The organism is Pseudomonas grandcourensis (assembly GCF_039909015.1).
Classification (GTDB): Bacteria; Pseudomonadota; Gammaproteobacteria; order Pseudomonadales; family Pseudomonadaceae; genus Aquipseudomonas; species Aquipseudomonas grandcourensis.
In genome coordinates this window covers 3,300,416-3,323,773 of record NZ_CP150919.1, presented here as the reverse complement: position 1 = coordinate 3,323,773, position 23,358 = coordinate 3,300,416, and the positions used below count along the sequence as shown (strand labels likewise).

20 protein-coding genes are annotated in these 23,358 nt (G+C 54.4%); 10 read left to right on the top strand and 10 right to left on the bottom strand.

Going from position 1 to position 23,358, the window contains the following annotated elements:
• Positions 1-770: 770 nt before the first annotated feature.
• The 5 genes from AABM52_RS30550 to AABM52_RS14780 form a co-directional block, all read right to left on the bottom strand.
• Positions 771-1,763, bottom strand: a complete 993-nt coding sequence (locus tag AABM52_RS30550) for a TniQ family protein (RefSeq protein WP_367576119.1) — start codon at positions 1,761-1,763, stop codon at positions 771-773.
• Complete coding sequence (locus AABM52_RS14795) at positions 1,747-2,547, bottom strand: hypothetical protein (RefSeq protein WP_347912528.1); 801 nt, start codon at positions 2,545-2,547, stop codon at positions 1,747-1,749. Before AABM52_RS14795 ends, AABM52_RS30550 begins: the two co-directional genes overlap by 17 nt.
• Positions 2,544-3,446 carry a TniB family NTP-binding protein gene (locus tag AABM52_RS14790; RefSeq protein WP_347912527.1) on the bottom strand — a complete coding sequence of 301 codons (903 nt, stop codon included), beginning with the start codon at positions 3,444-3,446 and terminating at the stop codon, positions 2,544-2,546. Before AABM52_RS14790 ends, AABM52_RS14795 begins: the two co-directional genes overlap by 4 nt.
• Positions 3,447-3,683: 237 nt before the next feature.
• Positions 3,684-5,492 carry a transposase family protein gene (locus tag AABM52_RS14785; RefSeq protein ID WP_347912526.1) on the bottom strand — a complete coding sequence of 603 codons (1,809 nt, stop codon included), beginning with the start codon at positions 5,490-5,492 and terminating at the stop codon, positions 3,684-3,686.
• A gap of 576 nt (positions 5,493-6,068) precedes the next feature.
• On the bottom strand, positions 6,069-6,449 hold the full coding sequence (locus tag AABM52_RS14780) for a hypothetical protein (protein ID WP_347912525.1): 381 nt from the start codon (positions 6,447-6,449) through the stop codon (positions 6,069-6,071).
• Between the two features lie 1,237 nt (positions 6,450-7,686).
• Between AABM52_RS14780 and AABM52_RS14775 the strand changes: the two genes are divergently transcribed.
• Positions 7,687-8,106, top strand: coding sequence for a hypothetical protein (locus tag AABM52_RS14775; protein WP_347912524.1), 420 nt, complete (start codon positions 7,687-7,689; stop codon positions 8,104-8,106).
• A 531-nt stretch (positions 8,107-8,637) separates the two neighbouring features.
• On the opposite strand, the gene AABM52_RS14770 is transcribed toward AABM52_RS14775, so the two are convergent.
• On the bottom strand, positions 8,638-9,855 hold the full coding sequence (locus tag AABM52_RS14770; protein ID WP_347912523.1) for a Xaa-Pro peptidase family protein: 1,218 nt from the start codon (positions 9,853-9,855) through the stop codon (positions 8,638-8,640).
• Positions 9,856-10,015: 160 nt separating this feature from the next.
• On the opposite strand from AABM52_RS14770, the gene AABM52_RS14765 reads away from it, so the two are divergent.
• The 6 genes from AABM52_RS14765 to AABM52_RS14740 all read left to right on the top strand — a co-directional run bounded on the left by AABM52_RS14765 (position 10,016) and on the right by AABM52_RS14740 (position 16,544).
• On the top strand, positions 10,016-10,582 hold the full coding sequence (locus AABM52_RS14765; RefSeq protein WP_347912522.1) for a cupin domain-containing protein: 567 nt from the start codon (positions 10,016-10,018) through the stop codon (positions 10,580-10,582).
• 261 nt (positions 10,583-10,843) lie between these two features.
• On the top strand, positions 10,844-12,445 hold the full coding sequence (locus tag AABM52_RS14760) for an ABC transporter substrate-binding protein (RefSeq protein WP_347912521.1): 1,602 nt from the start codon (positions 10,844-10,846) through the stop codon (positions 12,443-12,445).
• A 207-nt stretch (positions 12,446-12,652) separates the two neighbouring features.
• Positions 12,653-13,663, top strand: a complete 1,011-nt coding sequence (locus AABM52_RS14755) for an ABC transporter permease subunit (RefSeq protein ID WP_347912520.1) — start codon at positions 12,653-12,655, stop codon at positions 13,661-13,663.
• Between the two features lie 10 nt (positions 13,664-13,673).
• A complete protein-coding gene (locus AABM52_RS14750; RefSeq protein WP_223516079.1) occupies positions 13,674-14,585 on the top strand; it encodes an ABC transporter permease subunit in 912 nt (303 codons plus the stop codon).
• A gap of 10 nt (positions 14,586-14,595) precedes the next feature.
• Complete coding sequence (locus AABM52_RS14745) at positions 14,596-15,564, top strand: oligopeptide/dipeptide ABC transporter ATP-binding protein (protein ID WP_347912519.1); 969 nt, start codon at positions 14,596-14,598, stop codon at positions 15,562-15,564.
• Positions 15,564-16,544: a peptide ABC transporter ATP-binding protein gene (locus tag AABM52_RS14740; protein WP_347910579.1), complete on the top strand. Its 981-nt coding sequence runs from the start codon at positions 15,564-15,566 to the stop codon at positions 16,542-16,544. Before AABM52_RS14745 ends, AABM52_RS14740 begins: the two co-directional genes overlap by 1 nt.
• Positions 16,545-16,753: 209 nt before the next feature.
• Here the strand turns inward: AABM52_RS14740 and AABM52_RS14735 are convergent, their stop codons facing one another.
• The gene (locus AABM52_RS14735) at positions 16,754-18,313 is read right to left on the bottom strand and encodes a sensor domain-containing diguanylate cyclase (protein WP_347912631.1); all 1,560 of its coding nucleotides are present in this window, start codon (positions 18,311-18,313) and stop codon (positions 16,754-16,756) included.
• Between the two features lie 138 nt (positions 18,314-18,451).
• Positions 18,452-18,616: a hypothetical protein gene (locus AABM52_RS14730; protein ID WP_347912518.1), complete on the bottom strand. Its 165-nt coding sequence runs from the start codon at positions 18,614-18,616 to the stop codon at positions 18,452-18,454.
• Between the two features lie 177 nt (positions 18,617-18,793).
• Between AABM52_RS14730 and AABM52_RS14725 the strand changes: the two genes are divergently transcribed.
• Positions 18,794-19,249, top strand: coding sequence for a glycine zipper 2TM domain-containing protein (locus AABM52_RS14725; protein ID WP_347912517.1), 456 nt, complete (start codon positions 18,794-18,796; stop codon positions 19,247-19,249).
• Between the two features lie 69 nt (positions 19,250-19,318).
• Here AABM52_RS14725 and AABM52_RS14720 read toward each other — a convergent pair whose 3' ends face one another.
• Positions 19,319-20,233, bottom strand: a complete 915-nt coding sequence (locus AABM52_RS14720) for a pirin family protein (RefSeq protein WP_347912630.1) — start codon at positions 20,231-20,233, stop codon at positions 19,319-19,321.
• Positions 20,234-20,355: 122 nt separating this feature from the next.
• On the opposite strand from AABM52_RS14720, the gene AABM52_RS14715 reads away from it, so the two are divergent.
• Positions 20,356-21,267 (top strand): LysR family transcriptional regulator, encoded by a 912-nt coding sequence (locus AABM52_RS14715; RefSeq protein ID WP_347912516.1) that lies wholly within the window; start codon positions 20,356-20,358, stop codon positions 21,265-21,267.
• A gap of 18 nt (positions 21,268-21,285) precedes the next feature.
• On the opposite strand, the gene AABM52_RS14710 is transcribed toward AABM52_RS14715, so the two are convergent.
• Complete coding sequence (locus tag AABM52_RS14710) at positions 21,286-22,191, bottom strand: NmrA/HSCARG family protein (RefSeq protein ID WP_347912515.1); 906 nt, start codon at positions 22,189-22,191, stop codon at positions 21,286-21,288.
• 247 nt (positions 22,192-22,438) lie between these two features.
• On the opposite strand from AABM52_RS14710, the gene AABM52_RS14705 reads away from it, so the two are divergent.
• Positions 22,439-23,254, top strand: a complete 816-nt coding sequence (locus tag AABM52_RS14705) for an AraC family transcriptional regulator (protein WP_347912514.1) — start codon at positions 22,439-22,441, stop codon at positions 23,252-23,254.
• Positions 23,255-23,358: the final 104 nt, after the last annotated feature.

The following is a 23,358-nucleotide window of genomic DNA, read 5'->3' as shown; positions in this document are numbered from 1 at the left end:
GAGCCAAATGGTCTACGTTTTCCTTTGATCGGTTTGAAAGCGGCCGCTTAAGTCATCAAATTTACAGTTAAATTGAATTTGAATATTGATATTTAAGTTAAGCGTAGAAGCACAGAATTATTTCACTGCAAGCATTTCCCCATCTGCATGGAGTATCAATGCGCCTTATTGAACACTTAAATAAATATCCGCCTTCCGCAACATCGCTTAAATACCAGTAGACGACGCACAGCGCTTATATATTAAGCCTAATCAAGTCATTTCCCGCCCTACCACACTCATCATTCGTTCGTCTAACTGCCCGCGCGACCAAAGACTTAAATAAGAATTCCTCAAGGCACTGAGGACTTTTCACCATGTCAATTGGCCAATTGTAGAAATGATGCAAAAATAAATCCTGAAATTTAATATCACTTATAAATGTTAAAACTCTACGCGATTTCTTCCATTCCAACGAGGGAAGCATCTTATCCATTTCAATACCACGAGTGCGTTTCATGGTTGAGCTCATTACGGATTCAAAAAAAGAGGCGCGTCCATTCTTTTCCTCGCACGACAAATCTAGAGCTGAGTACTCGCCTCTTAGCAATAATAAGGCGCGCATGTATAAGTTTACACTAGGGTGATCTAAGGAGCATGACCAACTCAGTATGCTTCCAGTTTTCGAGTCCAAAATAAGGCATAAAGTTACTGGACTGGGAAATCGCTCATTGCTTTTTTGTATTAGGCAGCCCGGCCTAAAATAATAAGGCACTAGATATGTATACATATTACTTCCAGCTTCCGGGCTTGTTGGAAAGCTGCGCTAAGCTCAACAAGTCTGTTTCATTTCGTAATAGTTCGAATTTGAGCCAGTGCAGCATATTCGCATCACTCTTAAAGACCGTCCAAATATTTTGCGTTATATTTTGTTCTCGATCGTATACAGGTTGCAATAGCTCCGCCTCTTCGTTGGTTATCCACCCCAGTAACACGCCCGTAAGACACATTGCTATAGCCCTTTCCGAGGCTGAAGCAAGAAACACATTATGGAAAAAGCTTCGAAACCAGCTATCGGAAAACGAATTATTGTTTCCTAGACGCGTCTCACTTTGAAATCTGTTGGAATAAAAACAACTTACGGACGGCATCAGTAACGCACGAACTATCGTGAGTATAAAATTATCTATCATGCATTGTCGTTTTGTGTTAATAGCGCTCGCTCTAATACTTTCATGCAAGTTCTGAACCCGCAAGGCCAATGCAGATACCACGTCGTAAGAAGCCCGCTCCCTCCATTTCAATTTGCTGCTGAATAAATTTTCAGTATGCCAAAGAAACACCTGACGAGGTGAGCTCTCCACACTGGAACTATAGCTTGGCCTATCGTTTAATACCTTTCCGTGCACTGTGCAAACTGGAGCTAGAGCAAAGCACCATGCCACCTTCATATGAGGAGCTCCAATAGTGCGGATTGAGCTAGCTATACACTCATAGCAATAAGCGGAACTGTAGTGTTTCGCCATGATTGGTTGTGTACTACGCTGAAATTTGTCCAACAAATATGATTTTGGCACGTCGTACGTACTGCTAAAATCATTAATCAAAGCGTCTAAGCTATTGACATCTGGGTCTACATTTTCAGCCGACTTCGACCCTAACTCAGTGAATGGATTCGACTTATCGAATGAGCTTAAATCTAAGTATTCGCGCTTTATAAGTTGCACACGAAATATCCATGAGCTAAGGCTTTCGCCAACTACCGGCTCAGGAATACAGCTCATTCCACACACCCAACTCAAAAGTCTCAAAATCGGCGAAACTATGAAAATTCAACTCAAAACCAATCGTCTTTGCGGCGTAGAGTATTTCTAGGCGTGCGATTAGCGAAGACAAAGTGCCATTATTACCACCCAAAGCGAAAGTTCTGAGTTCGTTGCTTAAATATAAGTTCTCACCTAAAAATTCATTACAACTTCGCCAAAAATTATTTATAAATTGCTCAGATTCTTCCCGACCAATCTCATCATCCAAGATAATTTCTTGCTTAAAATCAATATTTAAGTCGCGGCATTTCTGAAATAGCTTTTTATCTTGAGTGGTAGCCACTACTAAAAACCCATTTGAACAGGTCGCGAATCGATGGATGTGTGGAAGTAGCTGTGGATAGCTATATTTAGAAGACAGATAATCTTCTAGCCCGTCAATTATTATCGTTCTCCGCCCAGTAATAAATGAAAACTCTATAAGAGATTTTGGGACACTGGATGTATAATCAAAATCATTCCGCAACCCTGCACAATCCAGAACATGATCTATCAGGCTTACCCGTGAACTGAACTGCTCACATCGAGGCCAGAACGGCTCTTGCTCTAATGTTGATTTAAACTGTTTGAGTACTGTCGTGACGCCACATCCTGGAGCCCCAAAAAAAATAACGAGTCCTCCACACTTATTTCTTCGGCTTGCTACATTAAGCTCATCAAGTGCTTTTTTTTGAGTTAATAAGCTGTGCTGGAAGCCGTGTCGGCCCTCCAGCACAATGCGAGCCTTCTTAGTATTAGTCATTCACTTTCAATGCCTTCAGGTTCTGCGTCGCGCAAAGCAAAGTTAAATTCACTCATGATTTTTTCGATATCATCAATGTGTCGATGTGTAATGCACTCGCTACCGTCCATGATCGCCATCATCGCAGATGCTTGAAGAATCTTTACAATGTTGTCAGTTATGCCCTGCCCTGCATGCATGATTTTGAGAAACAGGTTTTGGTCTTTAAAATTCGTTGGCTTTTTTAAGGGGAGCATCGTGATATATGTCCCCACAAAGCTTCGGAAATCCTTGCCGTTTTTCCATTCGGTCATTGAGTGCACTGCGTACCGTCGAGCCAGTTGCGGGTCGCGCCTGAGAACAGCTGCCGCTGCCGGTACCCCGAATGCAAAAACTGAAAGACCGTAGGTCGAACCAGAAAGATTTTTCAACAAAGATAAGTTGATTCGTTGCTGAACTTCAGTCAACGTCAATGCATCATGCACTTCGTCAATAACAATTCCGCGAATATTCTGAGTTTTAATCATATGTTGCATGAGAGGGGTGATATTGTCCCCTTGACGCGCTCGACGACCTACACCCAATCCCATTTCTAGGAGGATTAAATCTCGCAACGCGTATCCGTTCGGACTTTGGTGCATAGTAACAAATAGGAGCTTATCATCGAATTGGAGATTGCGGTGTTTCAGTTCATCTATCAATGCAGTTTTACCACCCCCTCCGGGCGCGGTGACCAACATACAAGGCGCTACAGTCTTTTTATTCATTCGCATTGCAATTTTTACCCTGGAAATAATCTTCTCACCATCAGGGTGGGGAACCCAGAAATCGATTGCACAGGCGAACATTCGCTCCTCATCATCAAGTTCAAAAAGATGGTGTCGACTATGGTGCACATGTGTATAATTTGTAACTTCCAAAATTTCACCTTTTGTTGGTCAATATCAATCGCCGTGCCCTCTTTGAATTCCATACCGGAATCCAAATTAGCAACATGAGTATCGCTTTTCTTAATGTCGGGTGACTTTATAAATGAGCACCAAAAAAACAACTGCAACGACAGACAGGCCAAAATACATTTCGAGAATGAAAAACAATGACGCACAAGAATGCTCGTGCTTAATGGAGTCTACTTCAATCACCAATCAACAACAGTTTCAGAATCTGTCCATATTGTATATAACAATTTCATCATCTGTTTCGTTCGTAAGTTTTTTACTCATTATCGCTTTAAGATCTATGACGTTACTTTTCACGTCGCTTTTATATTTCGCTATTTCTTTCTTAGCTTTTGGTTTCAACTCAGAAGAGGTTTTTTTATTTCCAGGAGCATGGCTTTCCGGCTTATTGCCAGCTTTATCGAGCAGCTCATTCTCTTTTCGGTAGTCCTCTTCCCCTTTTACGCGTTTTCTCTTTCTTTTAGCTTGAGCAGTTAGGCTTTTTTCTTCTTTTACCTCATCAAATATCTGCCCTTTCGACTCAGCACCAGCGGCGCTCATTGTCCCATTTCGTTCACCTTTTTGTTGGCGCTCCCAACGGTATAATTCATAGTCATTGCTGCGTTCGAAAATGTTTCGTTTGCATGTTGCTTTGATCCACTTACCGTGTAAAAACACCATTATGTAACTGATATCGTAGGGGTCATATTTAACTAATACTTCTTCCAGCACAGAGCTTTCGAAGCCCGCATGATCATAAAACCTTCTGAATAGCTCTATACCTCCAGTAGTGATTTTCTTTCTTGGAACTTCAGGATAGAAACAATAACGAAAACTATCATGCTTTGACTCCAATAACATCCTGGGTGCATTTTTCGTAGCTTGGAATTTCTCCCAGATCCTTGCGGGGCGATCATTTAGCTCAGAATGTTTTGTTTCATGATAAGAATGAATCCCTAAGACAACTAAACGCCTGAGACGCTCAATTGTTACACAAGCACTCTTTTCACTCTTTAGCTTTTTACGCGCAACTGTATTTGCACCTGTAGTTCCTGGCAGAGCATGAAGTAATTTCATTGACTGCTTGCCAATAAGGCTTTCAATATGTCCACCGAAGTGCTTCTGGCCGATCGGGCGCTGTTGAACGTCAATATCAAAGTCTTTAGCGTTCAACTGAAATACCTGAGACACAAACTCTTTGGCGTTGTCCGTGTGGATAACTTCTGGAAGGCCATGCATCGGCCATAAGTCGGAACGTAATTTCCATGCTTCGAGTAGTCGATTCTTCGGTAGGACACAAGTCTCAAGTAGCTTCGCTACCGTTACTGCACTAGGGTGAAGAAACGAGATATAAAATCCCAATACCACCCTTGTATGGATACAGATCGCAAAACTTAAATAAGGCCGACCAATAATGGTGGTTCTATCAAGTGAGTCGACTACCAGCAGATCTGCAGGCGTATGGTCAATTTGAACCCACTCCAGCGGACGATTTGTTTCTTTGTACCCTGGTCGGTAATCGTATCTTTGGGCAGCAGCTTCTTCGCCGTTGACCATTTCATACCGCTCTCTCTCAGGCCGTTGTTTAATCCACCGACAGACAGAGTAATAACTCGGTCGTGTAATCCTCCGACGATCGCCTTCAACTTGACATGCTTCCCATACTGCCGAAAAAGTCTTGCCTTGGGGATAATGCTCGATATACATCTCCTCGATCATTCTCTCTACTTCATAAGGCAACACAATTTTGTCAGCCTTTCGTCCCCTCTTCCCTGGAACCACCTGTAGGTAGTTCAGGGCTCCCCGGGCTTTAGCACAAATGCGAAAAAACTGGGAACGGCTTATTCCTAGAGCTTCACTTCCCTCTTCAGGGGTCAGGTCGCCGTCCCAGTATCTCTTAACGACTTCAAAACGATCACTTCCCAATGCGTGCCGCTGGACTTCTGTAAGGTCGCTCGCTTCCGTGAGCGCTTGAACTGAAATCGTCGTGGTGTGCGCATCAGTTTCCAAACCAGTCGCCTCAGTCATACTACCGTCCTATTCTGACTTTAGTTATCTAGGCCCGGCATGTCTTCCTATCAAAATTTTTATTCATGCATAGGTGTCTGTCGTCGCAAGTTTTTAAAGAGCGTTTGTTGCCTTAAGTCGATTCCGTCAATCCTTGTCCCCAAATATCGTTTGGGTGGCGCAGTTAAACCTCAAAACTGAAAACTGTCAAAGCAGGCAAACACACTAAAAGTTGCATTTTCGACTTTTTCCATTAAATTTCCATATATTGTGAAGGCCGGTCAATATATCGTTAAATATCTTGATTGAACGCCAAAACATCCCCCGCCCTAGTAGAGAGTCCGGCGAGATACGCATCGGTTAGATTGATATTTTTGAAAATATTGGCATAATCGCGGGAGGAATTATTGAGAGTCACATGCCCTACGCATAAAAACATCGAAAATTTCGATTTAAAAGCCCTCAAGCAATCGAATAAATGATTGTTTTTTTGCCTGATTTTTGGGGCTTATATGCGTTGTTGCTAAGCGCTGAAGGTGCATGCAGTACTAAATGTACGGTTTGCTCGCTAAAATTCCACGCTCAACTCGCCCTCAGCTATCCGGTTTCGTCCGTACCGCCTATCCGAACGTACCGGGCATCGTCATAGAAGCTCGATTGATTAACAAACGCTGACACTTCCATGAAAGCGACAGACGTTAATGACTCGATAGCTAGTTTCAGCAATGCGAACTGCGGTTCTGTAAAACAAAATGCGACTTTCATACAATCCACGTCAAATAAAAATGCACTTCCCCCTAATGTTTCTGAAGTAAAAATGCGACTTTCAACATACAAAGTCGCATTTTTACTCTCCGAAACAAAAAAAGCCAAAAATATCAGTCGGTTACAGTCGATCGCATTAATTATCGATTGCCGCATCTGCACGAGCAGCGGTACACGCTGACCTGAAGAGAAACGGCACTGAATCAGCTTCATCTGCAGCCACCTCATTCAAGGACTCGCCATGAACACGAAGGACATGGCCCATTGAGAGATTGGACGTCACTAAGGTGCTGCGCTCACAACACGGCTGCGGCACATCTGCGTGCGATCCAGGCTTTCTATATCTATCAAAAGCCGTGGCCTCAATATTAATGACGCCATCCGGCTCCAAAGCGGCCGTCAAGCCGACAACCTTGTCGCCCGAATCGGCAAAGCTGAAGCAGATGTCGCCGACGTCATTGAGCGGCGCGACGAACTGCTGCGAAGGCTAAGGTTCATCCTGGAACAGCTTCAAGCAGAGAACTAAGCAAAGCGGGGGTTTTGATGGCTTAGGCCCTCTTGCTTTGATAGCGAAATTGATGAATGTCTGCTGTTGGCTGTAGATTCAACCGGCTGCCCCAGCGCCCCTCCCCTATGCCTCTGGAAAACTAACCAGGAGATGGTTTCCGTCGATTCAAAATGTCTTGAACCGTGCTTCAATACCGGCCTGCTTGGCCCCTCTTTCGAGCCATAATTAATCGTGCCTGCGCACAGCTCTTTTTTCCATCAGGAGTCGAATTGTGCAACAACTCTCTTTACTCAATGAAGGCATCACCCACACCGCAGAATATGAGGTATGCGGAGACACCCTAGGGCGTCGAGCCAAAAAACTGATCCTCGTGGGGGCTTGCCACCGTCAGGTTCGGAATCACGGTACTGATAAAGGCGGATTGTCCGTAGCGCTGGAGGTGCTGCGATTAGTTGGGAGTAAATCGTCGAAGTCTGCCGACGCAGCGGGCAATCGAGATTAACCAACTGCTGCTGTACCGGTGGAAGCCGACCTGAGTCACGCAAGGTGACTTCGGCGGAGGCTTACGAACCAATAATCGAGAGAATGAAAGGAAATTCTTTTGCTTCAGAAACTCAAATTCATGGTGCGATCTATAAGAACCAGTTTGACTGCGAAGAGGCTCTGCTCGGTAGGTGTGCTGGTAGCGGTTGTTGGCTTCCTCAGTGACAGCACCAGCGTGATCTCATTCATCAGCCAACTACGGGGAGATGACACCAGCTCGTTGAGCGTTGTTCGAGCGAGGCTCAAGCCTTACCGAATCAGCCCTGTCAACACTGAAGGCCAAGACGATGTGTTTGTACAGTTCCAACTCAGAAACTATGGGACCTAACGTCGGCGAAGATCAAAATAGTCAAAAGTGACACCGCTACGCTTGGCCGCCCTGGTGTGTTTGGTCAGTGCGTGCTTACGGACGATCCCAACGCGAATACACCCATCAAAATTGATCCTGGCGAAACGGTCTGGCTGAGGGTATCAGACAGCGTTCATTTACCTGGCTTGGCTGCGTGGCTCGAAGGCGGTGCACTAAAAGACATTCATGTTCCGACGCCTGAAGACCCGTTCACCATCACCGAAAACTTCTTCGTCGATGAAGTGAATAAAAGTTTTTCGAAGCTTTTTGGTCCCCACTCAGCCATCGAGCTAACGCTGTACTCAGGAAATAGTAAAGAGCTACAAACATTCGATTTCAAGCTGGCTGAAGGAAAAGACATTTTTGCCAAAGACGGTAGCCTTCAGCAGGACTGGTTTATTGCCAACTGGATGTACCCACGGTGGGTGCCCGGAAAGATAGACGCGTCCTGCAAGGATGAACCCAGCTAAAGTAAATCTCCCCTAATGCCTGCAAACTTGGAGCGACCATTTCCAGCGTTGTCATCAGCAACGGCAATCGCTCGCGCTGCCAGCGGATTGCGGGGGCACTGCCCTGCTCCCTCCAGTCTGGAACCAATCGTACCGAGTCCGACCATATGCTACGAATCAAGCGCCCAGGAATGACCCCGAACTTACTCCGCTCTCAGTACCTGCGGCTGTTGAAGCAGTACCTGTCCTGGTGTGCCACCCGATACATTCCCCGAGCCCGTCAGAACTCAGTCGCTCGGGCCAACATTGAGATTGTTTTTGCTGACGTCGCCGATGTCATTGAGCGACGGTTTGAGAGCCCTATCATCGATGCCAGGCCCGATCGCGATTGCTACCGGACCCTGACAGATAACTCCGTCGTTTGGCATACCTGCCTCACCGGCACACAGATTCGTAGGACATTTGCTTCGCATGCGGTTGTTCTAAAAAGGCTGTGTGCAATCCACCTCAAGTCCTCCTCAATGGCTGGCCACCTCGGACAATCGCCTGCCCTCAGGCCTCCAACCCGAACGGGTCGTCTAAGGAATGGCTCGGCTGGGTAAACCAGCGCGGGCCAGTGGCGGTCATGTAGAAATGATCCTCCAGGCGAATGCCGAACTCGCCCGGCACGCAAATCATCGGCTCATTGGAGAAGCACATGCCCTCGGCCAGCGGTGTCTGGTCACCACGCACCAGGTAGGGCCCTTCGTGAATGTCCAGGCCGATGCCATGTCCGGTGCGGTGCGGCAAGCCGGGTAACTGGTAGTCCGGGCCGAGGCCGGCGGCTTCCAGGCTAAGCCGCGCGGCGGCATCCACCACCTGGCAGGGTTCGCCCAGGCGCGCGGCGTCGAAGGCGGCCTGCTGGGCGGCCTTTTCCAGGTTCCACATGGCGCGCTGGCGGTCGCTCGGGGTGCCGAACACGTAACTGCGAGTGATATCCGACTGGTAGCCGTGGAGCAGGCAGCCCGTGTCGATCAGCACCATGTCGCCGTCCTTGAGCACCTGCGCGTGCTTCACCCCATGGGGGAAGGCGCTGGCCTCGCCGAATAGCACAATGCAGAAGGTCGAGCCCGGCGCGCCCACCTTGCGGTGCGCCTCGCGGATGAACTCGGCAACCTCGGTGGTGCTGATGCCTGCGCGCAGGATGCTGGCGGCAGCCTTGTGCACTTGCAAGGTCATGTCTTTGGCGCGCTGCATCAGCGCCAATTCTGTAGCGGACTTGTGATAGCGACACAGGCTTATCACGCAAGAAGCGTCTACGAACTCGAAGCCCGATCCGAGGCGGCGGATTGCGTCGAACATGAAGAACGCCAGGGACGGACACAGGCCCACCACTGCGTCGGCGGCGATGCCCATTCCTGCGAGCATGTCGAGCAGCAGGCGGTACGGACTCTCGTGCTCATGCCAACCATGGATAACCCCATCCACTTCGCGGAAGTCGCGGATGGTGCCCTCTTCGAAGGCCGGGGCGATATAGGCCAGTGGGCCGTTGGCGGGCAGCACGGCGCCGACCATGCGTTCGCTCGGGCTCCACTTCACTCCGGTGAAGTAGCACAGGTTGCTGCCAGCGTTCAGGTAGAGGGCGGCGATGCCCTGCTCTCGCATCAGGCCCTGGGCCTTGGCAATGCGTGACTGGTATTCGTCGAGGCCGATGGGCTGCATGCCCTCGGTCATCTTCGCCAGGCCGGCCAGCGCCTGTTCCGGAGTTTTGCCACCTACACCCACTGTCATCTCATTCTCCTGAGTTATGTTGCAGCGCTCAAAATTTAAGCCTGACTTAAACTCGCGTCAATGCGTATTTTCAGTGCTACTTAATTTCAATCAGGCGAAAAGCCTTTTCGACAATGCGCTGCCCGCTATACTGGCGCCTTTCAGAACACGAGCCACGCCAATGACCGCAGAACAGATCGGGGAACGGCTGCGCCGCCACCGTCGCGCCGCTAACAAGACCCTGAACCAAGTCGCCACTGAAACAGGCCTCACAGCCAGTTTCCTGTCCCAGGCGGAGCGTAACCTCACTGGCGTGTCCATCTCCTCGCTGGCGAGAATCGCAAATGCCTTGGGCGTTCCGCTCAACACCCTGTTCGACCAGCCCGCCCAGCCCCAGCCCGACTCCCACCAGGGCCAGCGCGTGCGGTACTCCATCGGCAGCCAGCCGCTGGTCTACGAGCGCCTGTCCAGCAACTTCCCCGGCAACCTGATCAACGCGATGAAGATGACCATGGCGGTGGGCTACCAGTCCGAGCTCATCTCCCACGAAGGCGCAGAGTTTACCTATGTGCTCTCCGGGCAAATCGTCTACACCATCGAAGGCCACACCTACCCGCTCGGCCCGGGGGGATCAGTGCATTTCGACTCCACCAAGCAGCATTCCATCGCTAATTCTGGCGACGATGTTGCCGAAGTCCTGGTCGTCACCACCATGGGGGGCCTGCTCGACGATCACCCCACGGCCTGACCGGTCGCCTCAAAAAAGTAAGTATCACTGAATTTAAGTTGAATTTAATTTTAGATTGACTTAATTTTTGCCTCGGCCGGTGGTGGCACGAGCATCTCTCCCCCTTTCAGCGCTACCGCCCGAGCCAGGACGTCGGCCTTCGGCTGCCTGTTCGCAAATGACAGGCAGCCTACAGCCCGTAAAGCCGCAGGGTCAGGTGCATCCCCCCAGGAATGGATTACCTGATCTGCCGCCCTCAAAAATAACAACAATGAGGTTCGCATGCGCAAAAAGACCACGCTCAAGACCATGATCGCCGCCGGCCTGATCCTCGGTTCCGGCTTCACCCACGCCGCCAGCAACCTGGTGTTCTGCTCCGAAGGCAGCCCGGCTGGCTTCGACCCAGGCCAATACACCACGGGGACCGACTTCGACGCCTCAGCCGAAACCGTATTCAACCGTCTCTCGCAGTTCGAACGTGGCGGCACCAAGGTCATCCCGGGCCTGGCAACCAGCTGGGACGTTTCTCCCGATGGCCTGACCTACACCTTCCACCTGCGGGACGGGGTAAAGTTCCACACCACCGACTACTTCAATCCGACCCGCGACTTCAACGCCGACGACGTGCTGTTCACCTTCAACCGCATGCTCGACAAGGACATGCCGTTCCGCAAGGCCTACCCCACCGAATTCCCCTACTTCACCGACATGGGGATGAACGAAAACATCACCAAGGTCGAAAAAGTCGACGACCATACCGTCAAGTTCACCCTCAAGGGTGTCGACGCAGCCTTCATCCAGAACCTGGCCATGAGCTTCGCCTCGATCCAGTCGGCCGAATACACCGACCAGTTGCTCAAGGAAGGCAAGGCCCAGGACATCAACCAAAAGCCGATCGGCACTGGCCCGTTCGTGTTCAGCAAGTACCAGAAAGACGCCCAGATTCGCTACAAGGGCAACAAGGATTACTGGAAGCCTGAAGACGTGAAGATCGACAATCTGATCTTCGCCATCACCACCGACGCCTCGGTGCGCATGCAAAAGCTGAAAAAGAACGAATGCCAGATCACCTCCTTCCCGCGCCCGGCCGATATCAAGCCGCTGCAGGAAGACAAGAACATCAAGATGCCCAGTCAACCAGGCTTCAACCTTGGCTACATCGCCTACAACTTCACCCGCAAGCCGTTCGACAAGCTCGAAGTACGCCAGGCGCTAGACATGGCGGTAAACAAGAAAGCCATCATCGACGCCGTTTACCAGGGCGCCGGCCAGTTGGCCGTCAACGGCCTGCCGCCGACCCAATGGTCCTACGACGAGACCATCAAGGACGCCGGCTACAACCCGGAAAAAGCCAAGGCGCTGCTGAAGGCTGCAGGCGTAAAAGAAGGCACAGAAATCACCCTCTGGGCCATGCCGGTGCAGCGCCCCTACAACCCCAACGCCAAGCTGATGGCCGAAATGCTCCAGGCCGACTGGGCCAAAATCGGCATCAAGGCCAACATCGTCAGCTACGAATGGGGCGAGTACATCAAGCGCGGCCACGCCGGCGAACACGACGCCATGCTGATCGGCTTCACTGGCGACAACGGTGACCCGGACAATTGGCTGGGCACCCTCTACACCTGTAACGCGGTCAACGGCAACAACTTCTCCAAGTGGTGCGATGCTGGCTACGACAAACTGGTGAAGGCCGCCGAGGCCACCGCCGATGTGGAAAAGCGCACCGCGCTGTACAAAGAAGCGCAGCATGTCCTCAAAGCGCAGGTACCGATGACCCCGATCGCCCACTCCACGGTCTACCAGCCGATGCGCACCAGTGTGCAGGACTTCCAGATCAGTCCCTTCGGACTCAGCAGCTTCTACGGCGTCTACAACGATCAGTGAGCGACAGGGGCCGGCCAAGCGGCCCCCTTCGCCTTCCTCGAGCCGGCGCGAGACCGGCGAGGACTTCCTCACCAGCGACAACCAAAACAATCAATCGCCACGCCGGGAAACGTCGAGCCGGAGCCTCTACCCGTGCAGGCCTGAACTGTTGGGTACGGCCAGCACGCTGACCGGCATTAGAAAAATAATAAGGAGTGATTAACCCAAATGCTGAGTTTCATTACCCGCCGACTGGGGTTGTTGATCCCCACGTTCTTCGGCATCACCCTGCTGACTTTCGCGTTGATTCGCATGATCCCGGGCGACCCCGTAGAAGTCATGATGGGAGAACGTAGGGTCGATCCCGAAATGCACGCTCAGGCAATGGAACGCCTAGGTCTGAACAAACCCCTGTATGCCCAGTACCTGGATTACATCGGCAAGCTGGCCCACGGCGATCTCGGGGAATCCCTGCGGACCCGTGAAAGCGTTTGGAGCGAATTCACTTCCCTGTTCCCCGCGACCCTGGAACTGTCCATGGCCGCCCTGTTGTTCGCCGGCATCCTGGGCCTTCTGGCCGGGGTGATCGCGGCACTCAAGCGAGGGTCCCTGTTCGACCATGGGGTGATGGGTGTCTCCCTGGCGGGATACTCGATGCCGATCTTCTGGTGGGGCCTGATCCTGATCATGTTCTTCTCGGTAAGCCTGGGCTGGACCCCGGTATCCGGGCGGATCGACCTGCTCTACGACATCGAGCCGCGTACCGGCTTCATGCTGATCGATACGCTGCTGGCCGATGACGTCGGCGCGTTCCTCGATGCCCTGCATCACCTGATCCTGCCGGCCATCGTGCTCGGCACCATCCCGCTGGCGGTGATCGCGCGGATGACCCGTTCTTCGATGCTCGAAGTGCTGCGTGAAGACTACATTCGCACCGCCAAGGCCAAGGGCCTGTCGCCATCGCGCGTGGTGTTCGTGCACGGTCTGCGTAACGCGCTGATTCCGGTACTGACGGTGGTCGGCCTGCAAGTCGGCACCCTGCTGGCCGGTGCGGTCCTGACTGAAACCATCTTCTCGTGGCCCGGCATCGGCAAATGGCTGATCGAAGCCATTGGCGCCCGGGATTACCCCGTCGTGCAAAACGGCATCCTGTTAATCGCCTGCCTGGTGATTGTGGTCAATTTCGTAGTGGACATCCTCTACGGCTTTGCCAACCCACGCATCCGTCACCAGCGCTGAGATCATGACCATGACCACTCCAATTCCATCGGTAGCAGTCGATCAAAGCCTGCTGTACCCGTCTCCGTACAAAGAATTCTGGCAAGCGTTCTCCAAGAACAAAGGCGCCGTCGCCGGCCTGATGTTCATGCTGCTGGTGATTTTCTGCGCGATCTTCGCCCCGTGGGTTGCCCCCCACGACCCGAGCGAGCAATACCGCGATTTCCTGCTGACCCCGCCGGCCTGGCTGGAAGGCGGGCAACTGCAATTCCTGCTCGGTACCGACGAACTGGGCCGCGACCTGCTGTCGCGCCTGATCAATGGTTCGCGCCTGTCGTTGCTGATCGGTTTGTCGTCGGTGGTGATGTCGCTGATCCCGGGGATTCTCCTGGGCCTGTTCGCCGGGTTCTACCCGCGGATTCTCGGCCCGACCATCATGCGTCTGATGGACATCATGCTGGCCCTGCCATCGCTGCTGCTGGCCGTGGCGATTGTCGCCATCCTCGGCCCTGGCCTGATCAACACCATCATTGCCATCGCCGTGGTCTCCCTGCCGTCCTACGTTCGCCTGACCCGCGCGGCGGTGATGGGCGAGCTGAACCGCGACTACGTGACCGCCGCGCGCCTGGCCGGTGCCGGCCTGCCACGCCTGATGTTCGTTACCGTGCTGCCCAACTGCATGGCGCCACTGATCGTTCAGGCCACCCTGAGCTTCTCCTCGGCGATCCTCGATGCCGCCGCACTGGGCTTCCTCGGCCTTGGCGTACAACCGCCAACCCCTGAGTGGGGCACCATGCTGGCTTCGGCCCGCGACTACATCGAACGCGCCTGGTGGGTGGTGAGCCTGCCTGGTTTGACCATTTTGCTCAGCGTGCTGGCAATCAACCTGATGGGCGACGGCCTGCGCGATGCGCTGGACCCGAAACTCAAGAACGCCGCCTGAGGAGATTCCCATGTCACTGCTAGAAATCAAGAATCTCAACGTCCGCTTCGGCGACAAAACCGCCACGCCAGTGGTCGATGGCCTCGACCTGAAAGTGGACAAGGGCGAAGTGCTGGCCATCGTTGGCGAATCCGGTTCCGGCAAGTCCGTGACCATGATGGCGCTGATGGGCCTGATCGAGCATCCGGGGATCGTCACCGCCGACGCCCTGAATTTCGACGGCAAGAACATGCTCAAGCTCAACAATCGCCAGCGTCGACAGATCGTCGGTAAAGACCTGTCCATGGTCTTCCAGGATCCGATGACCGCGCTGAACCCGAGCTACACCGTCGGCTTCCAGATTGAAGAAGTGCTACGCCTGCACCTGAAAATGTCCGGCAAGGCCGCCCGCAAGCGCGCCATCGAACTGCTGGAAAAAGTTGAAATCCCGGGTGCCGCCAGCCGTATGGACGCCTACCCGCACCAACTGTCCGGTGGTATGAGCCAGCGCGTCGCGATTGCCATGGCGATCGCTGGCGAACCGAAACTGCTGATCGCCGACGAACCGACCACGGCACTCGACGTGACCATTCAGGCGCAGATCATGGACCTGCTGCTGGCGTTGCAGAAAGAGCAGAACATGGGCCTGGTGCTGATCACCCACGACCTCGCCGTCGTGGCCGAAACCGCCCAGCGCGTGTGCGTGATGTACGCCGGCCAGGCGGTCGAAGTCGGTCAGGTGCCGCAACTGTTCGACATCCCGGCACACCCGTACAGCGAAGCGCTGCTCAAGGCGATTCCGGAACACAGCCTGGGTGCCGCGCGCCTGTCGACCCTGCTGGGCATCGTTCCCGGTCGCTACGACCGTCCGCAGGGTTGCCTGCTGTCGCCGCGCTGCCCGTACGTGAAAGACAACTGCCGTCAACAACGTCCGGCCCTTGACCAGAAAAGCAACAGCCTCGCTCGCTGCTTCTACCCGCTGAACCAGGAGGTGGCGTAATGGCCGTCGTTCTTACCGCCCGCGACCTGACCCGTCACTACGAGGTGTCCCGAGGCCTGTTCAAGGGTCACGCCACCGTACGCGCCCTCAACGGCGTGTCGTTCGAACTGGAAGCCGGCAAGACCCTCGCTGTCGTAGGCGAGTCGGGTTGCGGCAAATCCACCCTGGCCCGTGCCCTGACCCTGATCGAAGAGCCGTCCTCCGGCTCCTTGAAAATCGCCGGCCAGGAAGTTGCCGGCGCCGACAAGGCCCAGCGCAAGCAACTGCGCAAAGACGTGCAGATGGTGTTCCAGAGCCCGTACGCCTCGTTGAACCCACGGCAGAAAGTCGGTGATCAGCTGGCAGAGCCACTATTGATCAACACCAATCTGAGCGCCGCGGAACGTCGTGAGAAAGTCCAGGCGATGATGAAGCAGGTGGGCTTGCGTCCCGAACACTACCAGCGTTATCCGCACATGTTCTCCGGCGGTCAGCGCCAGCGGATCGCCCTGGCCCGGGCGATGATGCTGCAACCGAAAGTGCTGGTGGCGGACGAACCGACCTCGGCGCTGGACGTGTCGATTCAGGCGCAGGTGCTCAACCTGTTCATGGATTTGCAGCAAGAGTTCAACACCGCCTACGTGTTCATCTCCCACAACCTGGCAGTAGTTCGCCACGTGGCCGACCACGTGATGGTGATGTACCTCGGTCGCCCGGTGGAAATGGGCACGAAAGAGGACATTTACTCCCGTCCCCTTCACCCCTACACCCAGGCACTGCTGTCGGCGACACCGGCCATCCACCCGGATCCGAACAAGCCGAAAATCAAGATCGTCGGCGAATTGCCCAACCCACTGAACCCGCCGTCCGGCTGCGCCTTCCACAAGCGCTGCCCGTACGCCACCGAGCGTTGCAGCACTGAAGAGCCGGCCCTGCGCCTGCTCGACAACCGCCAGGTGGCTTGCCACTACGCCGAGCAATTCCTCGACGGCGCGGCATAAAAATGTGGGAGCGGGCTTGCTCGCTCCCTCAGTAACTGGCCGCAAAGCCCAACGATTCGGCCGGTACTCTCCCAGAGCAAGAAGACGGCCCGCTTATGAACATATGACATAACCCATAATTTCAATCATGTATGCGGTACCTCCAGCGTGATCAACGCCTGCCGCACCCCGAGACCAGCCGGCAAGCATTCCATCATCTCTTCGTCAGATCAGGTCTCTAACGTTTCAGTCATTGCAATGCCTTTGCGACCTAATTGTTTGACGCCATACATGGACTGATCCGCCGCCTTGAGCAAAGTGTCGAGACTCTGGCCGTGAACCGGAAACAGCGAAACCCCGATACTGCACGAGAGCGTTCGCTCTCCAGCGGTTGTCATGACTGGCTGTGCGATGGCTTCAAACAACCTCTCCGCCTTTTTTTCAGCACTCTCGGCGCTGGTAATGTCCGTGAGCAGAATGACGAATTCATCCCCTCCATAGCGTGCGACTGTGTCACGCGAGCGAGTCGCCTGAAGCATGCAACTTGCGACCGTTCGAAGCACTTGATCGCCTACCTCATGGCCGCATTCGTCGTTGATTTCCTTGAAGTGATCCAGGTCGATCAACAACACGGCAAACTGAGTCCCATCCATTTTCCAGTTGGCGATGGCCTGCTCAAAACGATCGGCAAAGAGGTAGCGGTTGGGCAATTGTGTGAGTACGTCATGGGTTGCCAGATACGTTGCTCGCTCGTGCTCGACTTCAGCCCTTTCTATCGCCTTGAAATGCCGGATCAACACAAGCGGCATGAGGACAAGCGCCCCGGCCAAAACGGCAAGGATCACCAATGTTTCGGCGCTCAGAACATCCCCAAACCGCAACTGACGCTCAAACAGCAACGTCATGGGTTGTGACGCGTTTCTGATGTCGACCCGATCAGTCAGGCACGGCAGGAAAAGCTGATCCAGGAAACCGGCCTGCTCTGTGTCTGTAGAAAACACGTTGTTTTCTGAACCGGCACCGGTTTTCAGAACAGCGCTGATATGGACGAAAGGATCGACGTTCGCATCATTCACGGCTTCCAATAACGAGTCCGTTCTGATCAAAAGCAAAGACAACATCGTGCTGCCGAAAAAATTGGGGCGTGTGCTCTCTCTTGCATCCTCGGTCCGACGGACAGACTGCATCAGAATGTAAGCATTACCACCTTCGAACATCGAGAAAACGGGTGATACGACGGGTTTCTGATTACTGCGGGTTCGAGCCAGTGCATATGAAAGATGCCCAACGGTTTCCAGCCTGACGCCATAGATCGAACTGGATTGCGGGAGTGGCGGGTACATGAACATCACGGGCCAGGTCTCATTGAGATCGACCTGACGCTGGGCAGGTTGCTGAGCGAGGCTCGGGAAATCCTTGAGTGCGAAATCCGGACGCCAGGTGCGTCTCAACAGTTCTTCAAATGCAGCCTGCTCGGCGACGGGGACCGCCCTCGCCGCCTCGAGCATGTAAATGTGAGGGTACGCGGATAAAACCGCTGCCGCATAGCGAGTTGCTGCTTCCGTATCGCTCTGGTCGACGGCCTGGAGAAAGGCTGAGAAACCCGACAATACCGCTTCATTGGTATCGAGCTGGTTGTGCACGATGCCGGAAATGTTCTGTACGTACTCTGAAAAACGCGTTTCCCGGCGTTCGGTCTCAGATGTCAGCAGTAACAAGGTCGAGAAACCAACCAAACCGACCGCCAGAAGAGTGAACCCCACCAGGGAGCCGCGCCGCCTGGTAAACATCATTCGGGCTTCTCAACGCGCAAAGCGTGCGTGGTGCCGATGGGAACAAGTAAAGCGAAGGTAAGCGCTATGGTTTTCAAGCGGGGTGCAATCCATGCAGTAAAAGGGAAGTCCGTGTCTTACGATGCCAGTATCTCACTAAACCTCGCGGTAGACGTAGAGCCCACTTGAATCGCCCCGGATTATCCAGTTACCTGGCAAGCTCATTTTCCACACAGCTTTTCGCCAACGCTTTGGCTGGTCTGTTGCAAGTAACTTCACCGCAACACCTGTTGTTTCAGGTGCCATCTGTTGATTGCTCATCGTGTATTCCTTTCTGCACATGAAGGGCCTGACTGGAAGTAAACACCCTAAATAGTGGGAGCAGTCGAGTGGCGACAGAGGGTCTTGTTGCCGAACAACCGCATGCACCAGGCTTTTTCGTCTAACGTCATTGGATGCGTGTGCATGACCCACTTCCTCTGAAAATGGAGTTCGACGATGAAAACAATCGCTTCCTGGCTGACGATTACGCTTCTTGGTCTGGTGCTTGGCGGCTGTGCCGCAGTGGGTGCCGGAAGTGGAGGCGCTGGCGAGATGGAAATTCGCTCGGGGAAAATCGAGCAGATCACACAGACCCAGATGCAGACCAATCACGATAGCGGCGTCGGTGCCATATTGGGCGGTATTGGCGGTCTGGGCCTGGGTAGCCTGATCGGCCAGGGTACCGGCCGGGATGTGGCGATGGTCGCCGGTGCCCTCGCGGGGGCGGCAGGCGGCAACTACGTCGAAAAGAAAAAATATGATCAGCCCGTGGACGCACAGCAGATCATCGTGCGCACCCACAGCGGCGTACTGGTTCAAGTGACCCAGCCGATCAATCCGGCGCTGAGAAAAGGCATGAACGTGTATGTCGAGGGTAGTGGTAACGAAGCGCGGGTGGTGCCACAAAGCTAGCAGCGGTGACTGCAACATGACAAAGGCGCGCCATCCTGACACGGAGGGCGCGCCGCCATGGCTCACAAGTTATTTGAAAACCGGCACGCCGGCTGACCCGCCGGGCTTTTTCAGATGCTCACGCAAGCGAACGCCAATCTCGGCAATTTTCGCCTCTCCCGCACGCAGCGCCTGCGGGTTGGTATGCACCGAGTAGTTTCCCAGCGCCAGATCGTAGGGATGAGGTTCTGCTGAACCAATCACGAAGACGGCGTCTTTGTTCAGCGCCTTGAGCGTCACTGCGCCGTTGCCGGGTTCGAAGATGGCCATCTCTCCTGCGTTGACCAACCTTGGTGCGGACAAAGTGCCGCGGCTGACACTCAACCACAACGACTCGTGCCCATTGGGTGGTATGTAAGTCCAGGACTCCCCGGCTCGTAGCGTGACCAGCAGGTAATTCATGCCAGCGGGAGCACGCACCGGGCTCTGGACACTCTGGTACGCGCCGAGAATCACCCGCGCCGGCCCCACTTCAGGCATCACGCTTGACTCCAGATATTGGCTATCGACACTGGCGTTTTCCAAGGTCGGTGGTAGTGCAATCCACAGCTGAAAACCTTGAATCCGCTTCGAAGTGCCTACCGACATTTCCTTGCCGTGCCAGACCCCGCCGCCGGCCCGCATCCATTCGACACCGCCGTAGTCAATCATCCCGGTACCCGAATCAGCATCCTCGAAGCGCAAATTGCCTTCGGTGATCACCGTGACGGTGGCGATGCCCGAGTGCGGATGCATGGGCATGCCGTTGATGAATGAGCTCTCACCTTCGAACAGATCAAGGAACACAAAGGGCTTGATCAGGTGGCCGAGATCGCCAGGACTCATCAGCCGGACAATAGCGCCGTGCCCGCTGCCCGTGGTGCGATAGCTGATTGCGCGGTGAGTTTCGGCTTCGCGTGCAGAGCGCGGATCAGTCGCGATAGGAGGTTGTAGCTGAACGTTCATCATGATCACTCGAAGTGGAAAGCCTTTCGGCCCGATACCTCGAACAATAGAGCGAGGCCGATTACTTGATTAGTCGATACAATTGGATTGCACTCATCCACGACGACAAGGAATGACCGGCCATGCTCGACCTCAATGACATCGCGATGTTTGTGCAGGTAGTCCGCAGCGGCAGCTTTGCCGAGGCGGCACGACGCCTGGGCATGCCGCCCAATACCGTGAGTCGCCGCATCCAGCAGCTCGAAGCACACCTCGGCACGCGGCTGCTGCAACGCTCCACTCGCAAGCTCACACTCACCAGTGCAGGGCACGACTTTCATGAGCGCTGTGCAGGCGCAGTCGACGGTTTGCTCGAAGCCGGACAGGAGTTGGTGACGGGCAGTCACGAGCCCAGTGGCCTGGTGCGCGTGGCGGCACCGGCCGACTTCTTCGACTTCTTCCAGATGGACTGGGTGAGCGGGTTCCTCGCCGCGCATCCCCGTGTGCGGCTCGACTTCGTACTCAGCGATGGGAAGGCCGACTTGATTGCAGAGCAGATCGACGTCGCGTTTCGCGGCGGCGCCTTGCGCGACTCCGGTTTTGTCGGCCGTCAGATCCTTGACCCGCGCAGCGTCGGAATGGTCGCAAGCCCAGCGTACATTGCCGCACACGGCTCACCCCGCACGTTGCAAGACCTGGTGGACCACGATTGTGTGATCTCGGCGCAACCCGGCGGCTACGCCACATGGCGCCTGGTCGGCCCGCAGGGTGAGGAGGAAGTGCAAGTCAGCGGGCGCTTCAGTGGCAATACCGCACAGGCACTGCGCAGGGCCGCTGTGGCCGGCCTCGGCATCGCGCTACTGCCACCAGTGATGGCCAGGCTCGATGTTCAGGCCGGTGTACTCGTCCCGGTGCTGGCGCAATACCAACCCAAAGGCTATGGCCTGAACGTGCTGTATCCAAGCCGACGACAGTTGCCGCTCGCAGTATCGGCCTTCATCGACCTGGTGATCGAGAAGTTGAATGCGTCGGACGCACCAGAGGTGCACCCGTAGCGAGCGGCAATCGATGCATCAGGCGATGGCCGGCACCGCAAAGTTTTCCCTCGCCCACGCGGCGAACTTCGTCGGTTCTACGCCGGCGACCTTGTTGGCCAGAGCAATGGCCTCGCGCGAATCGGCCCCCAGATAAGTGTGGGCCTCAAAGTAGGCGAGCATCTGCGCTATCTCCTGGGCTCCCGGGAACCAGCCGGCAAAAACTTCTGGCGGGATGTGCTTGAACGAGACCTTGTGTCCCAGTCGATTCAACTCGGTGATGACCTCGTTGAAGCTCAGGAAGTCGCCCACCATCGGCAAGTATTCGCCGTTCCCGACCAGTTCAGGCTGGGCGAATGCGCCTGCCACGACGGGGCCGAGTTCGGAGATGTCACCCATGTGAATGACGCGCTGCCTCGGATCGAGCGGCAGCGCCCATCCCACCGTCCCGTCTGCTTGCTTCTGCGGTGCCATTACACCCAGCAGATTCTGATAGAAGAACGGTGCGATCACGAAGGTGTGGTGCGCAAATCCGGCCTCGCTCACGATTGTGTCGATCTTTGCCTTGTCGGTGAAATGCGGGACATCGAGTTTGCCTTGGCTGATCGCCTCCACGTTCGGTAGCGTCGACCAGATGAAGTGCTGAACACCGGCCGCTTTGGCCGCGTGAACGGCCGCGAGCGCCTGGGTGTACTCGTCCGTACCCGGCTCCCAGAAGTTGGTGACCAGAAAAACGCCGTGTGCCCCGGCAAACGCGTCTTTCAGTGTTTGCGGACGAGTCAGATCCGCCAGCACGACTTCGTCCGCCAACTGCAGATGTTCGGCCGGATTGCGCGTCAACGCACGGACCTTGAATTGACCGTTTGCCTGCAACGCACGCACAACGGCGCCGCCCTGATGACCGGTTGCGCCGACGACGGCAATGAGTTTTCGGGTATTTGACATGGTCGTTTTCCTTTGAAGGATGACTGGGTGGAAAAATCGACGAGCCTCACGGCCCGATACCTGAAACAGTAGGGGTGGTCCGATTGATTGAGTAGTCGGGAGAATTGGATTGCACTCATCCAGCTGTACGAGGAATGAGCAAACATATCCAGCCTGAGGCCAATTGCTGGCAACCCATGGATCTATACCGCTGGTGGACCTAAACTTTGTGGTCCCCGCCCTCCTCGCCGATTGTTGAACGGGTTTCATGACTGAGCATGCCAAGTACCATCACGTGTCCGAAGTACCAGGCCTGGTGCTGGGGTCCGCGCGCTTTGTAGACACCGGTTTCGATCGCCATTACCACCTCGATTTCCACGTTGGTTTTGTCACCGAAGGCATCCAGCGTCATCGATCCAAAGGCGAGTCGTTTCTTTTAGGTCCGGGAAGGATTGCCCTGATGCCGCCGGGCGAAATCCACGACGGTCTGCCCGAGGGCGGCGACGCTTATACGCTCAAGACATTCCGACTGTCCCAGGCGCTGGTTGCGAGCCTGACCGAGGAGATCAGCGGTCAATCGAGAGAGCTTGAATTGACCGGTGTGTTGCTGGAAGACGCGGGGCTTGCCGGTAACCTGCGTGGGTTGCACGACGCGATGCAGGAGGCCGTTGGGCCAGGCAGCCTGGCGGTGCAGACGCAATGGTTCAGCCTGCTTGAACAGCTGTTGAGCCAGTCACGGGCGATCAAGCCCGAAACGATTACCGGCACGCTATCGCCCCTGCAATGGTCTCGCGTCAGGGACTATTGTTTCAGTCACATCGATGAGCGAATCACCCTCGATGATCTCGCCGGACTCTGTGGGCTGGGGCGTTTCCCGTTTCTCAAGCAGTTCAAGCGGACGGTCGGCATGACGCCCCACGCGTGGCTGCTTCGCCTGCGTCTTGAACGGGCCTGTGGTCTGCTGTCTGGCAGCGAGCAACCGATCATCGATGTCGCCCACGCCGTCGGCTTTTACGATCAAAGCCATTTCAATCGCGCCTTTCGGCAGGCATTCGGCGTCGCGCCATCGCGCTACAGGTCTTAGGCCGCCGACCATCAGGCGACCGTCAATTTTTTACAAGCGCAACAACCTTCCCTCTCCATAGGATGCGCCAATCCGGGCGAAACACCTTTGCCCGCACAGCCGAG